The organism is Emticicia sp. C21, from assembly GCF_003418935.1.
GTDB lineage: Bacteria > Bacteroidota > Bacteroidia > Cytophagales > Spirosomataceae > Emticicia.
On sequence record NZ_QVMT01000012.1, the window covers coordinates 174,176 to 195,908 of the forward strand.

Below are 21,733 nucleotides of genomic sequence, written 5' to 3' on the forward strand. Positions count from 1 at the left end.
AGTGATTTAGTGAATTTGTGATTGAGTGATTTTGTCCTGAACTATGATTTAGCTGATTTTAGGATTTCTCTGAATTTATAATTAGTTGTTTATTTATTCCATAATATTTCTCTATGTTCTGCCCTAAGCTAATTAATCACTCATTCACTAAATCACACAATCACTCAATGATTTACCTCCCCATCCATCCCCCATCCACGGTCAGGATAGTGCCATGTACATAGTCAGAGGCAGAGGAAGCCAGAAATACTGCCGGGCCTTTAAAGTCCTCTGTTTCTCCCCAGCGTCCGGCCGGGATACGGGCTAATATGGAGGTACTTCTATCAGGGTCATTTCTGAGTGCTTCTGTATTATCTGTGGCAATGTAACCAGGGGCTATGGCATTTACATTAACGCCTTTTGATGCCCATTCATTGGCTAATGCTTTTACCAAACTTCCGATAGCGCCTTTGCTGGCAGCATACCCGGGTACATTGATACCACCCTGGAAGGTAAGTAATGAAGCTGTAAAAATGATCTTACCCGATTTTTGCTCTATCATTTTGGCACCAATTTCGCGCGCCAGAATAAACTGAGAATCAAGGTTAATCGTCATTACTTTGTCCCAATACTCGTCCGGGTGTTCCGCCGCAGGCTTACGCATAATAGTACCTGCATTGTTCACAAGAATATCAATTGTTGGGAAATCAACCTTTACTTGTCGAATAAACGCATAAAGGCTCTCACGATTACCGAAATCAGCCTGGTACGCCTTGAAATTTCTTTGTAAACCCTTAACGGTGAGTTCTACTGCACTATTTTCTAATTCGATACTAGCAGATACTCCAATGATATCAGCACCTGCTTCTGCAAGTCCGATAGCTATGGCTTTGCCTATGCCTTTGTTACAGCCTGTTACAAGCGCAACTTTGCCTGAAAGATTAAACATTTTATGAGAGTAATAGAATTATTCAAAGATAAAGCCTGAAATCTGACTAGTAAAATCAATCAAATATACCTACGAAGATGTAAAACTAACGTAGGAAGAAACAAATAAATAATTGACTTTATTTATGCAATCGTTGTCGGGAACGTTACCAAAAAGGCTTGTTCATACCATTGGTACCGATAATTTTAATATCTTTGATTGTCGTTCATACTTCTGGTTGTTTGTGTGTTCTACAACTGACCAATCATAAAATTGTATTTTACTTGTATTAATCTTGGAGGCTATAACCATTAAAGATATTGCGAAGGCGCTTAACCTCTCTACCTCAACGGTTTCGAGAGCGTTAAGGGGTAGCTATGAGATTAACCCTGAGACTAAAAAACTCGTATTGGAGTATGCCAAGAAGATGAATTATCACCCTAATCCGATTGCTTTGAGTCTGAAAGAAAACCGAAGCCGGGCCATAGGGGTGATAGTGCCGGAGATAGCCAATAATTTTTTCTCGCAAGCGATTAATGGCATTGAAGCAGTGGCGTATGACAGGGGCTATCATGTAGTGATTTTTCAGAGCCATGAGTCTTATGAGCGCGAGCGTAGCAATATTCAACATTTGGTGGGGCGTAAAGTTGATGGAGTTCTGATTTCGTTGTCAGGACAAACCACCGAGGTAAACCATTTATCGGAAATACAAAAGAGGGGAGTACCGCTGGTAGTTTTCGACAGGATTTCAAACGAGATTGAAGCTAATAAAGTGATTGCTGATAATTTTCAGGGAGCATTTGAAGCAGCAGAACACCTGATTTTATCAGGCAGAAAAAGAATTGCCCATATTACCAGCCCGTCTTTGCTCTATACTACTAATGAAAGGTTGGAGGGATACAAGGCAGCTCTCGAAAAGCACGGCATACCCTTTAACGAGAATCTGGTGCGCTATTGCGGCTTTGCCCCGGAAGAAGCCAGAGAAGTGATTTTTGAATTATTGGATACTCAAAAACCAGATGCTATTTTTACCGCTAGTGACCGGCTTGCCTTAGATTGCTTTGCGGCTGTAAAAGCCAAAGGTATTGATATCCCTGAACAAGTGGCTTTTATAGGATTTACCAATCTACAGGTAGCACATTTACTAGACCCTCCTTTAAGCACTGTAGTACAACCTGCTTTTGAAATTGGCAAAACGGCAGCAGAAATGCTTTTAGATACAATTGATAATAAACGGAATACGGCCACAATAAAAACTATAAAAATACCTACAGAAGTAAATCTTCGTACTTCTTCAGACTAAAAATCCACAAACCATGGGCTTGTGGATTTATTACCTAAACTATAAATTAAAAACAAACTTTTATTGAATACTTAGATTGAAATCTAAGCTTACATCATCGCTGCCCGTTGTTGGTGTGCCATCTTTTACTTCTTTTCCATTTACTGGTGGTTGATGGCGTAATTGTACTTTCAGTTTACCTGTACCAGCCGCTCCGGTCTGTACAGTTCCTGTTAAGCCAATCGGAAAATTGCGGGCATCTTTATCGCCATAAGTATACGTCAAAAGACTTGTTGGCGAGGGTGTGAACACAAATAAATGTTCGTCGCTTTCTTCTTCTACCTCGTCAGTAATATTTTCAACAGGCGTTTTCGATTCATCTAACAACTCTACTGTAAGCGTATAATTTGTATTAGGCTTCAGGCTGATATTGTCGAATTTAGTAGGGGCGCTCCCACCGTCACCATCGGGGTCATTAAACACAAAAGTTTGTGTCGTACCACCCGAAGTAAAGTTTAACTTAACTGTAGTAATGATTTCATTTTCTTCTTCTACATCTACGGCAGTGTCTTTACAAGCCACCATCGAAAATAATAGAGCTAAGATGAGGAAGCCAGAAACGATAATTCGATTTTTTTGCATGGGTTTTAGATTTAATGATGATTCTGTATTTGCAACAATAGTGCAAATGTAAAAACTCATTTTTGATTATGCAACAATATTGCAAATTAATATTCGATTAGAAAACTGGTCTTTAGAACGAATATTTAGCTCTGATAACAAAATTTCTCCCAATTTCATCAGCAAAGTACCTGAATCTGTTCAGGTAATCCCTATAGGCAGTATTCAACAGGTTGTTGACCGTTAACGATACATCTAATCCGGTTCTATTATTAAACTTCAATTGTTGAGTAAAAGCCGCCGACCAAAGCGTATAAGCAGGTGGGGGAGGAGCAAAATCTCCACCATATTGATTAAATATAATTTCATTTATCGGAATCTCGCTAAAAATTACTTTAGCAGGTACACGGTTCTGCTTGGCTACATAGAGATTCGTTAATGAAATGCCACTTTTTTTCCACTCATAACGGAGGGTATTCTCCCAACGATTAGGTGGAATCATAATCAACGGCTGTGAATGGGTAATATCTTGTGCTTGCAGGTATGATAATTTAGAATTTAAAGAGATATGTTTCTGAATCTGAAAATTACCACTCAAATCAATTCCTCTGAAACGTGCATTGGTTTGGGTATACCAGAATTCGGGAAAAGCTCCGCGAATAGTAAGCGTAGGCCTCCCGGTTGGCGATAGGAAGATAAAATTGCGTATATAGTTATTATATACATGCAATTCTAACTGAAAAAGCTTGGTGATATAATTAGTCGTGAACGACAAATTGGTAGCTATCTCAGCATTCAGATTTTCGTCGCCTTTTTCATAACTGGCTGCTCCATGATGAACCCCATCGCTATATAATTCATTGACAGTTGGGGCTCGCCACGCAGAAGTAAGATTCAACAAAAAATTCCATTGAGAATTTGGTCTGAAATTCAAGCCAAAAGTGCCAGTAAAATTTTCATTTTGCTTGCTATTCTCTACTACAATCTGTTGTCCTCTTGGGATTCTGTATACATCAAGATTTCTGAAATCATATCTAAGGCCACCTTCTACCTCCCATCTGTTTCTTACGATTCTTTCAATCAGAAATATACCCCCTGTCAGGTTCTGAAAATTGGGAATTAATACCGTAGAAGAACGGGGCTCACGCAAAGTACCTGTTGTCAGGTTTTGCTGAAAATTGGCATTCACTCCCATCGAACCTGTTAACAATTTAAACAGAGGCTTATGCTCAAAAAGTACTTCCCCGGTATAGGTAGTCAACTGAAAAAGCTGAACCAGATTTTTATCACCTCGTAGAATATCAACTTCTTTCCTGTAATTGTACTGTCGACCCAAAGTAAGAGATAGCTTACCACTTTGTAGTTGATAAGTAGATTTTAGCTTTAATAAATTGTGCTGTACATCCTGATACGGTCGATCGATAGTATAAGTAAAGGTTTCTGGTGTATAAATACTTAAAGGAGTGCCACGTTTAATAGCCTCAATCAAATCAGTCACATTCCCTATATGCGAACCTGAAAACACCCCGATTTGAGTATTAAACTGACTAAAGAAAACCTCGGATTGCCAATTTCTTCGTTTATAATTAGCACCTATCGAAAAATTGATTTCTGAAACTCCAGTATTGGCTAATCTATAATTCGGTGTAGAGATATCACCACCTCTTTTAAAAGTACCTTGCACACGATATCCGAAAGATTGAGGCACTTCTGCTTTTTTAGGTCGAAGTCCACCTTCCAGGATGCCTGAGGTCACAATCTGATTACCATTTGTAAAGTAAACTGTATTTACTTCGCCACCGGTTTTGGTTGAGTCAGGCAAAGCTTCCGGTTCCAACATAATCACTCCGGCAATGGCATCAGAGCCATAGCGCACACCCGCTGCACCTTTCAGAACCGTAATTTTTTTTGCTACAAAAGGGTCAATTTCTGGAGCATGTTCGCTACCCCATTGTTGTGCCTCCTGGCGAATCCCATTATTCATAATCAAAACACGATTAGAGTGCATGCCATGAATAACAGGTTTCGAGATAGAACTGCCTGTTTGGAGTGTAGTTACTCCGGATATTTGTTTTAAAGTTTCACCCAAAGACTGCCCCCTTGTCTGGTCAAGTGCGGCATTTTCCAGTACATTTTTAGTTTGGGTCAGGTTATCAATCTTTTCGGCTTTAATATCAATATTAGCTAAGTGTAATTCACCCTCCGACAATTTAATTTCCTGCTCGGCTTCATGTACCAGTTTGACAGTATAGGTTTTATCCTGATAGCCCACAATCCTGCCGATAATGGTATACGTTCCCTGACAAAGATTGGCAATATGATAATGTCCGGTTACATCTGTGGTAGTGCCTTTGTTTTGTTCTTTTACAAAAACTACCGCCCCTACAATCGGTTGCTTAGTAGCATTGTCTAATACTATGCCGTGAATGAAGCAATCACAAGGAGCAGCAGGGGTGTCTTCTTTTGTTTGAGCAAAAGAAGAAGAATATAAGAAATATAAGAATATAAGAAGGCTTCTTTTCATGGGGTCAATCATGCGATTATATAATCGCGACGTCATAAATGCAACTATATTGCAAAATTATAAAAAAAGATGAAAGCCCCGTAAAAATAAGATTAAAAGTAGATGAAAATCCTAAAACAATAGCTGTCTTTTGCCAATATTCCATCTGACACCCATAGAGAAGATATTGCTTGTAGTGGTTGTCGCTGTTTCAGGATAATTCACTTTTCTATTCTGAAAAGCCGCGTCTATGAATAGATTATGTCCGAGCATATAAGAAGCACCAATTTCTATATTCTGAATATTGGCTTCATTACCTTGGCCGATAAAGTTATTGTAATCGTAAGGGCGCAGCAGATTGTAATTTCTTTGAATATTACCACCCCAGTTGATAAAATTATAATCTTCACCATGTTGTGCCATCATGAAATTATAATTCAGGGTTAATCTTGGCAAAGGCTGATAGCGGGCTATGAACAGAAACTCACGGAAATTAGAGCCTAAAGGATGCGCCAGTGGCAGATTGTAATGTACAAAATTACTGTAAGTTGAGTTATGGCTGTAAGTATACGGGCGAGCCAGATTATACTCGGCCTGTAAATCAAGATTTTTGATACCTAAGGCATCTATATAGCGTAAACCTATTTGAGTAGCGTATTTGGTCGCCCACCAGCCTTTTCTTTTGAAATGCTTGAAATTAAATTCGTCTAATACCAATTGGCCATAGAGCGAGAAGCGTCGTAAAAAATTATACTTAAAATCGACCCCGACAATTGAATTGTCTACGCTGCCTAAGTGCCCCTCAACATAGCGATAGAAAATAATAGGATTCAGGTAGTTTACATCAAATCCTATTTTGCGTTGCCCAAATATAATGGTTTCAAATAAACCAATATTCAGGTTTTTGGTAATATTGGCACTCAGATGATGGAAAGTAAAATATTTAGGTGGAATCTGTTCGGTACCATCTTTAGCTACTGGCACTTGTTTATTGACGGCCTGTGCGAAGATATTGATATATTGGAACCGTCCTACCTGAGTAATTGCTTTCAGATGCAGGTATGGTGCCGAAAAATCAGAGAGAATCAACGACCTTACTCCCGAGCCAATGAAGTTTTTATCATGCCCGAATTGCAATGTCAGATTTTTTAAAGCCTTGAATGTAATATAACCCCTTGCCGAAAAGAAATCAGTGATCATCTTTGTTGAATCACTATCAACAATTTTGGTAAAGCCCTCATAAGGGAAACCATTATATAACCTTGAATAATCTCTGACATATTGCGGATAGGCAATCTGATTCTCGGTGAGCATGGTATAAAAGCCCAGTTTCTTATTCAGATTCCCTCGTATTTCTATACCACGGGTATTAGTAAACGGCGAATTTTTTGCCTGATCATCTCCCCCAAAAGCAAACTGAAAAATCGGATTGATATGTATGTCAAAATCTTCGTTATGGAAATAATAAAAGTCAGATTTCTTTTGCAGGAAATACTTAAGGAATGGTTTTCTGGTATTGTTCTGGTGGGCTTTATCTTCATTCATTCCAGAAGGATAGTTGTCTGCAAGCCATTCCCAGCTATCATTTTGTAGATAAGCCAGATTAAAACGGTCAACTTTCGAAAGTTTGGCAGAAGAATCCTGCTCTAAATTAACGGCAAGTTCTAATAGATCTTTGCGACCGACAGGCTTTACATTACTGTAGAATTTATTGGAGAGTCTTCCACTTCTTATTTCGTAACGCTCTATAAAGTGCGAATAATCGTTATTCAGCGGAGTAAATGTACTTTGTGCCGAAGAACTAAAAGATATTACTCCCAGAAAAAAGATAAAACTCAAACGCATTAAAATATGTTCTTTTATATAGCTAAGCTATTTGGTGCGAAAATACGGATAATTCCTTAGTTTATCTTACAGATATTTTAATTTTGTGTAATAATTAGGCAGAGTACGTATATATTTGGCACACTATATGATTAACAAATTTGGCTTACTTTTGTTCAATCATATTGATTATTAAAATAATCATATTTCTATGAAATCATTTGTTATTCCGGAGATTTATAAGAGTAATATCATTGGCAAAATAAAAGAGGTACGTCGAGCCAAAGACAAGTTAAAGAAAGACTTTACACCTACAATAATAGATTTAGGTCCTGTCAGATTCTTGATTGCCCGTCATTTTGGTTTTTGTTATGGCGTAGAAAATGCTGTTGAGATTGCTTATAAAACAGTGAATGAAAATCCGGATAAGCGTATTTTTTTGCTGAGCGAAATGATTCATAACCCCGATGTGAATGCCGATTTGCAATCGCAGGGAGTGAAATTTCTTATGGATACTAAAGGGAACCAGTTGATAGACTGGAATGAATTGCACCCGGATGATGCAGTAATAGTACCTGCCTTTGGTACAACCTTAGAGATTCAGCAACAGTTAGAATCTTTGCAGATTGATCCTTACAAATATGATACGACCTGCCCTTTTGTAGAGAAAGTCTGGAACAGAGCCTCGCAGATAGGAGAGAGAGGCTATAGTATTGTAGTACACGGTAAGCCGAAGCATGAAGAAACTCGCGCCACATTTTCACATAGTAAAGAGAATGCACCCACCGTGGTAGTTAATGACATGACAGAAGCGCAGTTGTTAGCTAAGTATATTATTAAATCATTACCAAAAGAACAATTCTATCTAGATTTTGCCGGACAGTATTCGCAAGGTTTTGACCCTGACAGCGACCTGGCACGTATAGGGGTGGTAAATCAGACGACGATGTTAGCGTCTGATACTCAGGCTATTTCCGATTACCTGAAGCAGGTCATGACTGATTTCTACCAACTTCAACCACAGGAAGTAGAAAAACATTTTGCCAATACTCGTGATACCCTTTGCTATGCTACCAACGATAATCAAGAAGCAACTTATACATTATTACAAAACAAAGCTGACTTTGCGGTAGTTGTAGGTGGGTACAATAGTTCTAATACTTCGCATCTGGTAGAACTTTGTGAAGAAAAATTACCAACGTTTTTTATACAGTCGCAAGACAAAATTTTAGACAAGAATTTAATCCAACATTATGATTTACACAACAAGCAAGAGATTACAACTACCTTTATTCCGGAGCAGGAGAAAACAACCATTCTGCTTACCTGCGGCGCTTCATGCCCTGATGCAGTGATGGAAGCAGTGATGCTGAAAATTTCATCTTTTTTTAATATTACAAAAGAAATAAGAGAAGTGGTAGAGGCGTTAGAATAAAAGATTGTAAATATTACAAGATTTAATTGAATTATTTTTAATAAAAAATTAAAGTTTTTTGTTGGTAGTAATGAAAAATTATTTAGTAAATTTACACCTGCTAGTCGCTATAACCATTCTAACCATTAATGATTTATGAAAATGTTAGATTATGTGAAAGTGATCCTGGAAAAAGTAAGTTTTGAAAGTAGTTTGTTTGAAAAAGAATTAAAAAAATCCTTAAAACTATTGTCTTTCCGAGAGGTACGCGAATTGAGAAAATGGTGTTATGACAAATTTGGAAGTATTTATCGGGGAATTCTGAACAAAACTTTCCATCGGGCACAACTAAGTGTATAGAAAAGAGCCTCTCAGACAACTGAGGGGCTTTTTTAATGGCATGTCTTGTACTAAAAATAGCTGACTAAAAAACTAAATGCTTCTCAAATAGTTTAATGTCTGTAAACCAAATAAAGTCAACCTGTTTCAGAACATTATATAATGACGAAATCGAAGAAAGTACTTATATCAGGAGCAAGTATTGCAGGCCCTACGTTGGCTTTCTGGCTGGCGAGAGCGGACTTTAAAGTTACAGTTATCGAACGTTCAGATGCTCTTCGGTTAGGAGGACAGAATATTGATATTACTGGCCCAGCTCAGAAAGTGGTTCGGAAAATGGGCATTGAATCTGACATCCGGGCCGCGCATACGGGCGAGGTAGGATTGCAGTTCGTTGGGAGTGACAACCAGCCGAAGGCCTCGTTTCCAAAGAATAAGGCACTTACCTGGACTCAGGAATTAGAGATTATAAGGGGCGATTTAGTCCAGATTCTTTATGATAGTACAAAGAAAGATGTAACCTATCACTTCGGAGATTGGATAGAAGAATTGAAACAACACTCTGATCAGGTAAATGTGACTTTTAACAGTGGAAAAAAAGAAACCTTTGACCTCGTTATCTTGGCCGAGGGTATACGCTCAAGCACTCGTGAACTGGTATTTGGTAAAGAGCCTGTATTTGATTATGTGGGACTGTACATGGCCTACTTGACTATTCCCCGCGAGAAGAGTGACAATAAATGGTGGCGCTGGTACACCGCTGTTAAAAGCCGTGTTCTGATGCTACGTCCCGACAATCATGGAACTATGCGTGCCTCCGTCGCGTTTCTGGAAGCCGAAAAGGGCTATGAAAAACTATCGCCTGAAGAGCAGAAAAACTTGCTCAAAGCCAAGTTGAAAGGTGCAGGTTGGGAAGCCGACCGGATAAGTAAGGCTTTAGATACTTCTGAGGATGCTTACCTGGATAAAGTTGGTCAAATTAAAGCGCCGAGATGGTCAGACGGGCGTATAGCGATGATTGGCGATGCAGCCTATTGTCCAACACCCTTAACCGGAAAAGGAACTACTCTTGCGATCGTTGGGGCTTACCTATTGGCTGGTGAATTAGCCAGACATGAAAACCACGAAGACGCATTTGCGGCTTATGAGAAGCGAATGCGCCCATATGTAGAGGAAGTGCAGAAACTACCACCAGGCATACCCTGGATTGTGTATCCAAAGACCTCAGTTGGTGTCTCAGTACTAAATACTTTTGTGGGTATTTTTGCCAGCCGGCCAGTTCAGAAATTGGTTAGCTTGTTTACTCCAAAGACTAAAGAAAAAAGTAAACAGGAAATTGTTCTGCCAAATTTCAAATGGCATAATTTAAAAGCAGAGGATCATCATAAATGATATAGTTGAAGCTATTGTATCTATTTGCAAGTCCTAAAGATTTAACCGACGGTTTTAAGCAGATTAGCAAAGCTGTTGGGGGAGCTATATGACCTACCTTATTTCATTAATTGCATAATAATTATAATCATTCAGCAATTGCTTCAAAAACTCATGGTCATCATCATTGCTCTCAATTTTCAATATATTCTTTAAGTGGGCAGCCAGTTTATGCACCACTTCCGGATTAAAAGTTTCACTTCCTCTTTCTAAAAGAAATTTTACCTGGTTTACCTCTTTGTCTGATAAACGCATAATTTCAGGATATTTAGGTTCATATCCTTTGCTCTTAGTAGCATAAGCATAGATTGTATCTTCTATATAAATCTCTTTTTGTTTAGTATTAATTACTACTGTATTGGCTGCTATATCGCCAAAACGCTGATGCTTATCGCTAAAAATAATTAGCAAACCACCAATTAAAGGGCTAAAAATGGCCAGAAAATAAAATGCCGGATGAATGAATACGAATAACCAGATGAGCCACATGTCTGCCCCTAAAAACAGCCAGCGGGTAGCGCATTGATACACAGACGGATAATTTCCATCAGCTCCTACCACTCTTATTTTTACGATACTTTTCCCCACAGATTGTCCCTTGTTCAGCCATTCAAACAAGAATGAATAAAAAATAAATGGCATATAAATAAAAAACGAAATCAATACCGACCCATATAGAAAAGTAACATTGGTAATAGAAGAGACAATAACCAGATACAACCACTTGATGATCCAGTCTATGATATAAGCACCAAAGCGGGCGCCCACCTGGGCCAATTCAAATCGGAGGTCAATATTCAGGTAAGTCGGAACAAAAATTGCTTTCATTGTACAGCGCTTCGATTACCCGATAAAATTATTTTTTTTATTTTGAAAATTATAACTTTATCAAATATATTTTCTAATTTGCTTCATTGAGGTTTCTAAAAAAATTATGCGAGAAAGTACCTTTATTGATAAGAATTTTAAGCGCTGGGAAGAAATTGAAAATGACTTAAAAACAGATCCTGATGAAATTTCATCTGATTTCATTGATTTAATGAATGATTTGTCTTACGCTCAAACACATTACCCGCATAGTAAAATCAATGAATACGTAAATTCCTTGTCATCAAGGGTTTATAAAAAAATATTTCTCCAACAAAAACAGGATAAAAATCCATTTTATCATTTCTGGGTAAAAGATTTTCCGGCTACTATCGGGCATAATATCAAAGCGCTTTGGGTGGCTACCACTATTTTTTTTACTTTCTGCATCTTAGGTTATATCTGCTCTTTTATTGATACCGATTTTATCGAGGGTATTCTCGGACAGGATTATGTACGAATGACCGAAGAAAATATCAGAAAAGGTGAGCCATTCGGCGTATATGATTCCGAATCGCCATTGGTAATGTTCCTGTCAATTTTCTCTAATAATCTTCGTGTAGGTCTTATCCTGTTTATTTCGGGCATTTGCTTAGGCATTGGAAGTTTCTACTTTACTTTTTCCAATGGAGTAATGGTTGGTGCATTTTTATCTCTATTCATACAGAATAATTTAGGTACCGATGCCATATTTGTAATTATGCTTCATGGGACTTTTGAGCTGATGGGCCTGATATTAGAATGCATGGCAGGATTTATTTTAGGGTTGAGTTTCTTATTCCCGGGCACATTAACCCGGAAGCAGGCTTTCAGAAAAGGATTATCAGAAAGTGTGAAAATTTATATCGGAACCATCCCTTTTACTACGCTAGCTGCCTTGATAGAAAGCTACGTGACCTATCTTGGTAAACAGGGCTTCCAGAATAATAATACACTTGTAATGCTGTTTTTGTCATTGGTCTTTATTGGCAGTTGGCTGGTTGTTGTCTGGTACTTTTTTATTTACTCTAAAAAGCTGACTGAAAAATATCCGTATGAAAAATATCTGGAAGACGTTGTTCATAGATAAAATTTATATATTAGGGTTTATTTTCCTGTTCTCGAGCACGATGTCTTTTGCCGATAAAGGTACTTTATCAAAGGCTCATGTAGATTCATTGAAGAGAAGTGAAAAAAAACTATGGTATGTAGACAAGTTTCAGAGTGAACAAAAACCTGTACCCAAACAAATACCGGAGGAGGAAGAAGAAAGAGGCGATTCAAGCAGAATTAGTGAAATAATCGCTTCTGTTTTTCAAGTCCTGATTTGGATTATTATCGGCTTAGCCATTATTGGGGCTTGTTATCTTATATTAAAAAACCTAAAAGGTTTTAAATTCAAAACTAATCCCGAAATTCCTGTTACTACGGCAGAAGTGCCAACAGAAGAATTGGATATTCAGGCCGTCAATACTGTTGATTTAAGTAGTCAGATAGAAAAATGCATTCAGGATGGAAATTATCGTCTGGCTGTAAGATACTACTATTTATGGGTGATGAAAATACTGAATGAATCTCATCAGATAGAATTTAATATCGATAAAACCAATCAGGATTATACGCAGGAACTAAGCCGGAAAAATACTTTTTCAAGAGAAAGGCTCAGGTTGTTTATTCAATGCACACGCTATTATGAGTATTTATGGTTTGGCAATTTTACTGTTTCTGAGCCTTCATTTCAAAGAATTGAAAAAACTTTTAAAGATTTTTTGACTAAAAAAGCATGAAAGGAAACTTACTGATAGTGGGTATTATCTTGGTAGGAATAGTGATTTTTCTCTTTTTCGGGTTAGACCTTTTTTCTTCTTTAGATAAAAAGTTTGATAAGTTCTTCACAGTTAGCCCCAATTCGTATAGACCTTACGACTGCAAGTTTTTTTATGATGAATTGAAACAGAATGCAGGCGGTGGATTCAGCGAAAACAAACTTCGTTTTGATATAAGTGGCTATGGTAGCTTAGAAAGTGTCAATAATACCTATGTAATTGTTGCCCCTAATTTTTATCCTACAGGTGCAAGCATTCATCAACTGAAAAAATTTGCGGGTAGCGGTAATAATGTTTTTATCTCAGCTTATGGCCTTACTTCTGAATTTATCGATTCTTTATATTATTCACCTAAAAGCGATGAATTGAATACAGCCTATCCTCCTTATTTAGCTGAAAGCCGTTGGAATATTACCTGGAAAGAAGATAGCTTATCTACAAAATATAATTTATTCGGGCATAAGCCGAGCACGGCAGTTTTAGATTCTATTTACCTGCGAAGCAACGATTTGGTAACGGCCATTGATACAATTATTACCGATAATGAAAACAGGATCCAGATGCTTGAACTAACCTGTGGATATGGGCGTATATTTCTGTGTAATAACCCGATACTTGTAAGTAATTATTTCTTGCTTTATAAAGATAATTACACGCTCTTTAATAAAATAGCCGACAAAATAAACCTGGCAGATAATAATATTATATGGGACGATTATTACCGGACCATAAATAGCCTTGAAGATGATTCAAGAGATTCTACAGGGATAGGCAGGAGTGAGGTATTACGGGTAATATTCAAGAATCCACCATTGGTTTGGGCATTTTATACTTTCCTGGTGGGTACGCTCTTATTCCTATTGATTTATTATCGAAGAATCCAGAAACCTATTCCTATTTATAATACACCCAAAAATAATAGTGGAGCCTATATATCTGTAGTAAGCGGGCTTTATTGGGAACAACAAAACCATAAATCAATTGCTGATAAAATTATCTCCCAGTTTTTTGAATATCTTGCCCATAATCATCAAATACACGCCAAAGATTTTCAAGAATCAGAATTAGAAAAAATTAGCTTGAAAACGGGAAGAAGTTTAGAAAGTATCCGCGAAATTTTTGATGAAATCAGTTCTGTTAAATCACAGGACGAAATTTCGAAGCAAAGCTTAATGAATGTATACCAGAAAATAAACGCATTTTACCAAGCATAAACACTACTAATGGAAAACGAAGAAGAAATCTTTAAAAATAGAATAGACCTCGACCTGGTTACCAAAGCGGTGAGTGATATTAAACGTGAGCTTAATCAGATTGTTTTTGGTCAGGATGAGGTAATAGACCTGATATTGATAGGCATATTGAGCGATGGACATATATTGATAGAGGGAGTGCCGGGCGTAGCTAAAACCATGATGAGTAAGCTATTAGGCAAGGTATTAGATATATCTTTTAAACGTATTCAGTTTACCCCTGATTTAATGCCCTCTGATGTACTGGGTACTTCTGTTTTTAACCCGAAAACTCTGGATTTTGAATATAAACGCGGGCCGGTTTTTGGTAATATTGTGTTGATTGATGAGATAAACAGAGCCCCGGCCAAAACGCAGGCAGCTTTATTTGAATTGATGGAAGAACGTCAGATAACTATTGATGGCAATACTTACCTGATGGATACACCTTTTATTGTATTAGGCACACAAAACCCGATAGAGCAGGAGGGAACCTATCGATTGCCCGAAGCACAATTAGATCGATTCCTTTTCAAAGTCAATATTGGTTACCCATCGGCTGATGATGAAGTACTGATGCTGAAACGTTTTAATTATGAAACCTATAATGATGTAGTAGAAAATCTGCAACCTGTGCTTAGTGTCAGATTGTTGAAAGAGCTTCGTCAGATTGTAAGACAAGTAGTGATTGAGGATAATATTCTGAAATATATCACGATGTTGATTCAAGCGACGCGAAACTACAAATTGCTTGAATTGGGGGCTTCGCCACGTGCATCAATAGCCTTGATGCTGGCTTCGAAAGCTAAAGCAGCTTTATCAGGAAGAGACTTTGTGACACCAGATGATGTAAAGAGTATGGCTAAACCAACCTTACGTCACCGGATTATCCTGACACCGGAAGCCGAAATGGAGGGAGTAAATGAAGATGAAGTACTTGATAATCTATTTTCAAAAGTAGAGATTCCACGCTGATGAATTTCTTTAAATCATTTTATCTTACACCAAGAACATTTATAGTTTTGGGTATCTGCATCGCACTATTTTGTATAGGGCTGGTGCTGAACCTTAGTTTTATTGCCGGGAAACTATTGCTGTTCTTGCTGTTTTTAACTGTATTGGTCGAAACAATTCTGCTGTATAGCAAATCGCAATTAATTAGCAGCCGTCGAATTTTGCCCAATAGGTTGAGCAATGGCGACGAAAATTCAATTGAATTACAGATTAGCAACAACTCCGCTATGGATTTGGCATTAACTATCTATGAAGATCTACCCGACCTGCTACAATTAAGAATATGGAAAATTGCAGTGATATTGAAAAAATCTTCTAACCAGAAAGTTATTTACGAAGTACGTCCTACGCAACGAGGCATCTACACCTGGCAGAATACAAGCATTCTGTGCAGTGTTTCTTTTTTAGGTTTTGTGGCCCGTAAGATGATTTTTGAAGAAATGGCCTCTATCAGTTGTTATCCCTCATTTGAGCAATTCAAAAAATTACCATTGGATGCACTGGTTAATAATTTTTCAGAAACCAATACAACCCATATTCGTAAAATTGGTCAGAGTCTTGAGTTTGAGCAGATAAAAGATTATGTAAGTGGCGATAATTATCGGCACATCAACTGGAAAGCCAGTGCCAAGCAGGGAAGATTGATGCTGAACCAATATCAGGCCGAAAGAAGCCAGGATATTTATATGGTATTAGATATGGGCAGAAGCATGAAGATGCCTTTCAACCAGCAAACGCTATTGGATTATGCCATTAATGGCTCCATTGCTCTCACCAAATCAATACTGGATGTTAAGGATAAAGCGGGGCTAATAACTTTTTCATCCAAAAACTGTGCTTATCTGCCGGCAAGAAGCGAATACAAGCAATTTGGCACTATAAATGATATGTTGTATAACCTGACGACAGATTTTCTGGAATCAGATTTTGAAAAACTGTATAAGTTCGTTCGATTTAAAGTCAGGCAGAGGAGTTTACTAATCATTTTTACGAATTTCGATTCAATCAATAGTCTGAAACGAAATTTGCAATATTTAAAGGCCATTGCGCAATATCACCTGGTTTTAGTAGTTTTCTTTGAAAATTCAGAGATTGTAGCCTTTGTTAATCAGCCTGCCAGTAATTTGCGTGAGGTTTATTCAAATACCATTGGTAAGCATTTTTTAAGTCAGAATCAGTTGATATTAAAAGAATTACTTAAAGCGGGTATCCAAGGCTTAATTACCCAGCCACACCAATTGAGTATAGAAACAATAAATAAATACATTCAGATTAAAAGAAAACAAATGATTTAATTAACCTAAACCAGTAATTTTATGTTTAAAGCGCCCTTTTCATTTGATGGCCGAATCCGGAGAACAGAATATGGAATAACACTCATTATTTATTTCATTCTGTATTCTATTATTTTTTTTACAATAGTAACAAAGCCAGAAATTGGCCCTATTGTAGTGCTTATTTTTATTATACCTATGTTATGGTTTTTATGGGCACAGGGAGCCAAACGTTGCCATGACCTGGATAGAAACGGATGGTATCAGATTATCCCTTTTTACTTTCTCTGGTTACTTTTTCAGGATGGTGAGCCGGGAGAAAATCAATATGGGTTAAATCCAAAGGGCATCGGAAATGAATCCAGCTACGATGACCAGATTAGTCAAATCGGAAAATCTTTAGAATCGTAATATAACTAAGAGAGCTACCCAATAGGTAGCTCTCCTGCTTAAAAACTAACCTTATTTTAATATCCTCTTACCAATTCTGCTGCACCAAAAACACCTGCACTGTCGCCCAGTTTAGGTTTTAAGAAGGGAGTTTCTACTACACGGCTATTAAATATATAATTCTTCAATTCTTCCGGCCCTTCTGTATATACTTCATCAATATTACCTACGCCTCCACCAACCACAATGGCATCAGGGTCGATTACATTAGTGATATAGGAAATTGCTTTACCAAATGATTTGGTTAAATATTTAACCGTCGCAGTGGCATGCGGGTCGTTACCCTCTTTAAAATTCTGGTAAATTTCTTTCATAGTCAGAGCCTTGCCACTCAATTTTTCATAATAACGTTGCAGCGAAGGGCCTGAGAAAACAGTTTCATTGCAACCTCTTTTGCCACAATAGCACTCGTAGCCATCGTCTTCTAATACATTATGTCCCCACTCGCCACCAATTCCATGTCTCCCATTTAGTACTTGTCCGTTAATCACCACACCTCCTCCAACACCTGTGCCTAATATAATCCCGAATACTACTTTGGCATCAGGTACTACATCCTGCACAATACCCATAGTGGCTTCGGCCAAAGCAAAGCAGTTGGCATCGTTGGCAATTTCAATAGGTAAGTCAAGTGCTCTTTCTAAATCTTCTTTCATCCGCTGACCATTCATGCAAACAGTATTGCAGTTTTTCATAGTCTGCGTACTTGGATCTAAAGCACCCGGGGTACTAAAACCTACAGCAACAGGCGTAAGTTTAGTTTCTTCTTTAATCATATCTATCAGCCTGGCAACCTGACTGATTATATGCGCATAGCCTTTAGCTGCTTCTGTTGGAATCCTTTTTCTTAATAATACTTCATTCGTATCGGCGTTCATTACTACGCCTTCTATTTTGGTACCGCCCAGGTCTACACCCCAAAGTGTTTTCATTTTTTTCTATTGCTGATATAAGGGAAAAACATCACTGAATTGTCTTTAACATGTTATTAACAAATTGTCAGACAACTTTATGCAAACATATAGCATCTAATAGTTAAAGACAAAAAAAACTTAGAAAAAGCTAAAATCGTATTACTATGAAACGCACATTCATCTTTATCGGCATAATCCTTTTGGGAGTGGTAGGATTATCATCTTGTAATGTATTTTATGAAGATACAGGTAGCGGTATTATTGAGACCGAATACCGTCGTGCCGGATACTTCAACCGCATTGAACTGGATTTTGCTGCCGAAGTTATACTTACCCAAGGCCCTGCCAGAGACATTCAGATAGAAGCAGAAAGCAATATTATTCCGCGCATTATTACCCGCATAAGCGGTAATACGTTGATTCTGGATAGTAATGGTGGCTGGTATACCAGTAAAAAAGTTAAAATCTGGATTCAGACTCCTGATATTTATAGCATTGATGTGGCAAGCAGTGGTCGGGTTATCAGTGATAACAAAATCTATGGTAAAAGCATAGATTTAAGATTATCAGGTAGTGGTTTAATTGATGTAGCCGTAGATATGAAAAACGATGTCAATGCAGAATTAAGCAGCTCGGGCTTGATTTTTCTTGAAGGAGATGCTAAAAATGCGATATACACTTTGACCGGAAGCGGTAAAATTGAATCTTTTGGCTTGCACGTAGATAATTCTGATGTCGACATCAATGGTTCAGGACGTTGTGAAACTACTGCTTATTATAACCTCGATGTATATATTACAGGTAGCGGGACAGTCTGGTTTAAAGGTGACCCAAGAATCAGCCGTAAAATTTCCGGCTCAGGCAGAATCGTTGATGCCAACTAAACAATAAATTTTAAATATTCAATCCTGACTCAACCTGCAGGTCTGGCTAACAGATTTGCAGGTTTTTTATATACGTACCAAGCATAAATTCGGCAAAAAAATCGTAATTTTGCACTCCTTTTAGCAATTGAAGAGAGGAAATAGAGATAGTTATATAACTATCGTGAAATACACAAACTAAGTTCGTTGCGAACGAACACCAGATAAGTATGATAAGCAAGACCTACAATCCGAAAGAAATCGAAGACAAGTGGTATCAGTATTGGACTGATAACAAGTATTTTAAGTCGACACCGAATCCTGACAAAGAGCCTTATTGCATCGTGATTCCACCGCCTAACGTCACAGGCGTCTTACATATGGGACACATGCTGAACAATACTATACAAGACGTATTGACCCGTAAGGCCAGAATGGAAGGGAAAGAAGCGTTATGGGTGCCAGGTACTGACCATGCTTCAATTGCTACGGAGGCCAAGGTAGTTGCTATGCTGAAAGAAAAGGGAATCAATAAAAGTGACCTTTCTCGCGAAGAGTTTTTAAAATACTGCTGGGAGTGGACAGAGAAATATGGTGGAATCATTCTTCAACAATTACGCAAGTTAGGTGCGTCTTGTGATTGGGACCGTACCCGCTTTACGATGGAGCCTAATCTTTACGATGCCGTAATTGAGGTTTTTGTTGATTTATATAATAAAGGTGAGATTTACCGCGGTTACAGAATGGTAAACTGGGATCCTCAGGCCAAAACTACAGTTTCGGATGAGGAAGTTATCATGAAAGATATTCAGCAGAAGTTGGTATATATCCGTTATGATGGCGATGAAGGAAGTGTAACCATTGCAACCGTTCGCCCTGAAACTATCATGGCAGACTCAGCGATTTGCGTGAACCCTGCTGATGAGCGCTATCAGGATTTAATTGGTAAAACGGTAAGAATCCCGCTTATCAATCGTGAGGTAAAGATTATTGCGGATGAGTATGTAACGGTAGATTTTGGTACAGGTGCTTTAAAAGTAACTCCTGCTCACGACCAGAACGACTACGCTTTGGGTCAAAAGCATGGCTTGGCTGTAATTGATATTCTGACAGATGATGGAAAACTGAATGAAAAGGCCCAGATTCTGGTAGGAGAAGACCGTTTTGTGGCTCGCAAGAAAATCATCAAAATGCTTGAAGAATCAGGCAATCTGGTAAAAGTTGAAGATTATAAATCGAATGTTGGTACATCAGAGCGTACAGGTGTGGTAATTGAGCCTAAAGTATCATTGCAATGGTTCCTGAAAATGAAAGATTTATCGGAGCCTGCTTTGAAAAATGTAATGGATGATACCATTCAGTTTATTCCTCCGAAATTTAAGAATACCTACAAGTATTGGATGGAGAATGTAAGAGACTGGTGTATCAGTCGCCAGTTGTGGTGGGGACATCGTATTCCGGCTTATTATATGCCAGATGGTACCTGCATTGTGGCAGCTAGTAAAAAAGAAGCATTAAAGATAGCCCGCAATAAATACCAACTCTTTGCACTAAGCGAGCATGATCTGACACAAGATGAAGACGTACTGGATACCTGGTTTAGCTCATGGCTATGGCCGATGTCGGTTTTTGATGCTTTCAAAAATCCTGATAATGAAGATATCAAGTATTATTATCCTACTAATGATCTGGTAACTGCACCAGAGATTTTGTTCTTTTGGGTAGCACGTATGATTATTGCCGGATATGAGTATAAAGGTACTTATCCATTCAAAAACGTATATTTGACGGGTATTGTAAGGGATAAGCAAGGTCGTAAGATGTCAAAATCTTTGGGTAATTCACCAGACCCGTTAGAATTGATTGGACAATACGGTGCTGATAGTGTTCGTACAGGTATGTTATTCAGTTCACCTGCCGGAAACGATTTATTGTATGATGAAAAACTAATTGAGCAAGGTAGAAATTTTAATAATAAAATCTGGAATGCATTCAGATTGGTAGAAGGTTGGGAGGTTTCAGAAACTACAACCCAGAATCCGGCTTCTGCCAAGGCGGTACAATGGTTTCAATCGAAATTCAATAAGGTATTGGCTGAAACGCTTGACCATTACAGCAAGTTCAGAATGTCAGATGCCCTGATGAGTACTTATAATCTTATCTGGGACGATTTCTGCTCTCAATATCTCGAGATGATTAAGCCAGCCTATGTAGAGGGTAAAAGCTTACCTATAGACAAGCAAACATATGAGGCTACGCTCGAAATATTTGATGCATTAATGCGGTTGGCTCACCCTTGGATGCCGTTTATTACAGAAGAAATCTGGCAGAATATCAAGATCAGAGAAGCCAACGATTCTATCTGTATCGCACCATTCCCAACGGTAGGAGCGATTGATGAAGAGATTTTAGGTGATTTTGAGATTTTATCTGAAATTATATCTAATGTTCGGAATACACGCAATGCCAAGCAGATTTCACCTAAAGAAGCTTTGCCATTATCTATCAAAACAGCTGATAAGGCACGCTATGAGGCATTAGCAGGTTTGATTCAGAAGTTAGCCAATATCTCAGGCATTCAATATGTAGAGGATAAGGCCGAAGGGATAAGTTTTGTGATTAAAGGTGATGAATTTACAATTGATTTAGGGTCTAATATTGATGTAGAAACCGAAAAAGCGAACCTTCAAAAGGAATTAGAATATACTTTGGGTTTCAAAAAATCAACCGAATCGAAATTGGCTAATGAGCGTTTTGTACAAAACGCCAAGCCTGAAATCATAGAAAAAGAACGCCAGAAATTAGCCGATGCCGATGCCAAAATCAAGGCTTTGGAAGAAGCGCTGGCGAAATTGGGGTAATCGAAAATAATACCTGATTAGGAAGGTAAATAGTTGCGATAATATTTTTAATATTGCCGAAACTATTTACCTTTTTTGTATTATGAACGCTGTGTTCTATTTAAGAATATCTACTCTAGTCAGACTAATGAA

General features: G+C 38.0%; 18 protein-coding genes. 12 read left to right on the forward strand and 6 right to left on the reverse strand.

Annotated elements, in window-relative coordinates:
• Window positions 1-172: 172 nt before the first annotated feature.
• A complete protein-coding gene (locus tag D0T08_RS22535; RefSeq protein WP_116985009.1) occupies window positions 173-928 on the reverse strand; it encodes an SDR family oxidoreductase in 756 nt (251 codons plus the stop codon).
• Window positions 929-1,202: 274 nt separating this feature from the next.
• Between D0T08_RS22535 and D0T08_RS22540 the strand changes: the two genes are divergently transcribed.
• Window positions 1,203-2,210, forward strand: a complete 1,008-nt coding sequence (locus D0T08_RS22540; RefSeq protein ID WP_116985010.1) for a LacI family DNA-binding transcriptional regulator — start codon at window positions 1,203-1,205, stop codon at window positions 2,208-2,210.
• Between the two features lie 60 nt (window positions 2,211-2,270).
• Here D0T08_RS22540 and D0T08_RS22545 read toward each other — a convergent pair whose 3' ends face one another.
• The 3 genes from D0T08_RS22545 to D0T08_RS22555 all read right to left on the reverse strand — a co-directional run bounded on the left by D0T08_RS22545 (window position 2,271) and on the right by D0T08_RS22555 (window position 7,158).
• Window positions 2,271-2,831 (reverse strand): hypothetical protein, encoded by a 561-nt coding sequence (locus tag D0T08_RS22545; RefSeq protein WP_116985045.1) that lies wholly within the window; start codon window positions 2,829-2,831, stop codon window positions 2,271-2,273.
• A gap of 112 nt (window positions 2,832-2,943) precedes the next feature.
• Window positions 2,944-5,334: a TonB-dependent receptor gene (locus D0T08_RS22550; RefSeq protein ID WP_116985046.1), complete on the reverse strand. Its 2,391-nt coding sequence runs from the start codon at window positions 5,332-5,334 to the stop codon at window positions 2,944-2,946.
• Between the two features lie 111 nt (window positions 5,335-5,445).
• Window positions 5,446-7,158, reverse strand: a complete 1,713-nt coding sequence (locus D0T08_RS22555) for a capsule assembly Wzi family protein (protein WP_116985011.1) — start codon at window positions 7,156-7,158, stop codon at window positions 5,446-5,448.
• Between the two features lie 190 nt (window positions 7,159-7,348).
• Between D0T08_RS22555 and D0T08_RS22560 the strand changes: the two genes are divergently transcribed.
• From D0T08_RS22560 to D0T08_RS22570, 3 genes are all read left to right on the forward strand, one after another.
• Window positions 7,349-8,572: a 4-hydroxy-3-methylbut-2-enyl diphosphate reductase gene (locus tag D0T08_RS22560; protein WP_116985012.1), complete on the forward strand. Its 1,224-nt coding sequence runs from the start codon at window positions 7,349-7,351 to the stop codon at window positions 8,570-8,572.
• 135 nt (window positions 8,573-8,707) lie between these two features.
• Window positions 8,708-8,911, forward strand: a complete 204-nt coding sequence (locus tag D0T08_RS22565; protein WP_116985013.1) for a hypothetical protein — start codon at window positions 8,708-8,710, stop codon at window positions 8,909-8,911.
• 141 nt (window positions 8,912-9,052) lie between these two features.
• Entirely contained in the window at window positions 9,053-10,282 is a 1,230-nt protein-coding gene (locus D0T08_RS22570; RefSeq protein ID WP_116985014.1) for an FAD-dependent monooxygenase, read from the forward strand.
• Between the two features lie 93 nt (window positions 10,283-10,375).
• On the opposite strand, the gene D0T08_RS22575 is transcribed toward D0T08_RS22570, so the two are convergent.
• Complete coding sequence (locus D0T08_RS22575) at window positions 10,376-11,149, reverse strand: RDD family protein (RefSeq protein WP_116985015.1); 774 nt, start codon at window positions 11,147-11,149, stop codon at window positions 10,376-10,378.
• A gap of 106 nt (window positions 11,150-11,255) precedes the next feature.
• Here D0T08_RS22575 and D0T08_RS22580 point away from each other — a divergent pair, with 106 nt between their 5' ends.
• The 6 genes from D0T08_RS22580 to D0T08_RS22605 are packed head-to-tail and all read left to right on the forward strand — an operon-like array spanning window position 11,256 to window position 16,924.
• Window positions 11,256-12,257, forward strand: a complete 1,002-nt coding sequence (locus D0T08_RS22580; RefSeq protein ID WP_116985016.1) for a stage II sporulation protein M — start codon at window positions 11,256-11,258, stop codon at window positions 12,255-12,257.
• On the forward strand, window positions 12,223-12,954 hold the full coding sequence (locus tag D0T08_RS22585; RefSeq protein WP_116985017.1) for a hypothetical protein: 732 nt from the start codon (window positions 12,223-12,225) through the stop codon (window positions 12,952-12,954). Before D0T08_RS22580 ends, D0T08_RS22585 begins: the two co-directional genes overlap by 35 nt.
• Window positions 12,951-14,207 carry a DUF4350 domain-containing protein gene (locus D0T08_RS22590; protein ID WP_116985018.1) on the forward strand — a complete coding sequence of 419 codons (1,257 nt, stop codon included), beginning with the start codon at window positions 12,951-12,953 and terminating at the stop codon, window positions 14,205-14,207. The genes D0T08_RS22585 and D0T08_RS22590 overlap by 4 nt, the downstream gene beginning before the upstream one ends.
• Window positions 14,208-14,216: 9 nt before the next feature.
• Window positions 14,217-15,200, forward strand: a complete 984-nt coding sequence (locus D0T08_RS22595) for a MoxR family ATPase (RefSeq protein ID WP_116985019.1) — start codon at window positions 14,217-14,219, stop codon at window positions 15,198-15,200.
• A complete protein-coding gene (locus tag D0T08_RS22600; RefSeq protein ID WP_116985020.1) occupies window positions 15,200-16,534 on the forward strand; it encodes a DUF58 domain-containing protein in 1,335 nt (444 codons plus the stop codon). Before D0T08_RS22595 ends, D0T08_RS22600 begins: the two co-directional genes overlap by 1 nt.
• A gap of 21 nt (window positions 16,535-16,555) precedes the next feature.
• Window positions 16,556-16,924, forward strand: coding sequence for a DUF805 domain-containing protein (locus tag D0T08_RS22605; protein WP_116985021.1), 369 nt, complete (start codon window positions 16,556-16,558; stop codon window positions 16,922-16,924).
• 56 nt (window positions 16,925-16,980) lie between these two features.
• Here the strand turns inward: D0T08_RS22605 and D0T08_RS22610 are convergent, their stop codons facing one another.
• On the reverse strand, window positions 16,981-17,895 hold the full coding sequence (locus tag D0T08_RS22610) for an ROK family protein (RefSeq protein ID WP_116985022.1): 915 nt from the start codon (window positions 17,893-17,895) through the stop codon (window positions 16,981-16,983).
• Between the two features lie 146 nt (window positions 17,896-18,041).
• Between D0T08_RS22610 and D0T08_RS22615 the strand changes: the two genes are divergently transcribed.
• Both D0T08_RS22615 and D0T08_RS22620 read left to right on the forward strand, forming a co-directional pair.
• Window positions 18,042-18,761, forward strand: a complete 720-nt coding sequence (locus D0T08_RS22615) for a head GIN domain-containing protein (RefSeq protein WP_116985023.1) — start codon at window positions 18,042-18,044, stop codon at window positions 18,759-18,761.
• Between the two features lie 209 nt (window positions 18,762-18,970).
• On the forward strand, window positions 18,971-21,601 hold the full coding sequence (locus D0T08_RS22620; RefSeq protein ID WP_116985024.1) for a valine--tRNA ligase: 2,631 nt from the start codon (window positions 18,971-18,973) through the stop codon (window positions 21,599-21,601).
• Window positions 21,602-21,733: the final 132 nt, after the last annotated feature.

Coding starts and splice junctions, on each gene's coding strand:
- D0T08_RS22535 (WP_116985009.1), bottom strand. CDS start 928: ATGTTTAATCTTTCAGGCAAAGTTGCGCTTGTAACAGGCTGTAACAAA.
- D0T08_RS22545 (WP_116985045.1), bottom strand. CDS start 2,831: ATGCAAAAAAATCGAATTATCGTTTCTGGCTTCCTCATCTTAGCTCTA.
- D0T08_RS22550 (WP_116985046.1), bottom strand. CDS start 5,334: ATGAAAAGAAGCCTTCTTATATTCTTATATTTCTTATATTCTTCTTCT.
- D0T08_RS22555 (WP_116985011.1), bottom strand. CDS start 7,158: ATGCGTTTGAGTTTTATCTTTTTTCTGGGAGTAATATCTTTTAGTTCT.
- D0T08_RS22560 (WP_116985012.1), top strand. CDS start 7,349: ATGAAATCATTTGTTATTCCGGAGATTTATAAGAGTAATATCATTGGC.
- D0T08_RS22565 (WP_116985013.1), top strand. CDS start 8,708: ATGAAAATGTTAGATTATGTGAAAGTGATCCTGGAAAAAGTAAGTTTT.
- D0T08_RS22570 (WP_116985014.1), top strand. CDS start 9,053: ATGACGAAATCGAAGAAAGTACTTATATCAGGAGCAAGTATTGCAGGC.
- D0T08_RS22575 (WP_116985015.1), bottom strand. CDS start 11,149: ATGAAAGCAATTTTTGTTCCGACTTACCTGAATATTGACCTCCGATTT.
- D0T08_RS22580 (WP_116985016.1), top strand. CDS start 11,256: ATGCGAGAAAGTACCTTTATTGATAAGAATTTTAAGCGCTGGGAAGAA.
- D0T08_RS22585 (WP_116985017.1), top strand. CDS start 12,223: ATGAAAAATATCTGGAAGACGTTGTTCATAGATAAAATTTATATATTA.
- D0T08_RS22590 (WP_116985018.1), top strand. CDS start 12,951: ATGAAAGGAAACTTACTGATAGTGGGTATTATCTTGGTAGGAATAGTG.
- D0T08_RS22595 (WP_116985019.1), top strand. CDS start 14,217: ATGGAAAACGAAGAAGAAATCTTTAAAAATAGAATAGACCTCGACCTG.
- D0T08_RS22600 (WP_116985020.1), top strand. CDS start 15,200: ATGAATTTCTTTAAATCATTTTATCTTACACCAAGAACATTTATAGTT.
- D0T08_RS22605 (WP_116985021.1), top strand. CDS start 16,556: ATGTTTAAAGCGCCCTTTTCATTTGATGGCCGAATCCGGAGAACAGAA.
- D0T08_RS22610 (WP_116985022.1), bottom strand. CDS start 17,895: ATGAAAACACTTTGGGGTGTAGACCTGGGCGGTACCAAAATAGAAGGC.
- D0T08_RS22615 (WP_116985023.1), top strand. CDS start 18,042: ATGAAACGCACATTCATCTTTATCGGCATAATCCTTTTGGGAGTGGTA.
- D0T08_RS22620 (WP_116985024.1), top strand. CDS start 18,971: ATGATAAGCAAGACCTACAATCCGAAAGAAATCGAAGACAAGTGGTAT.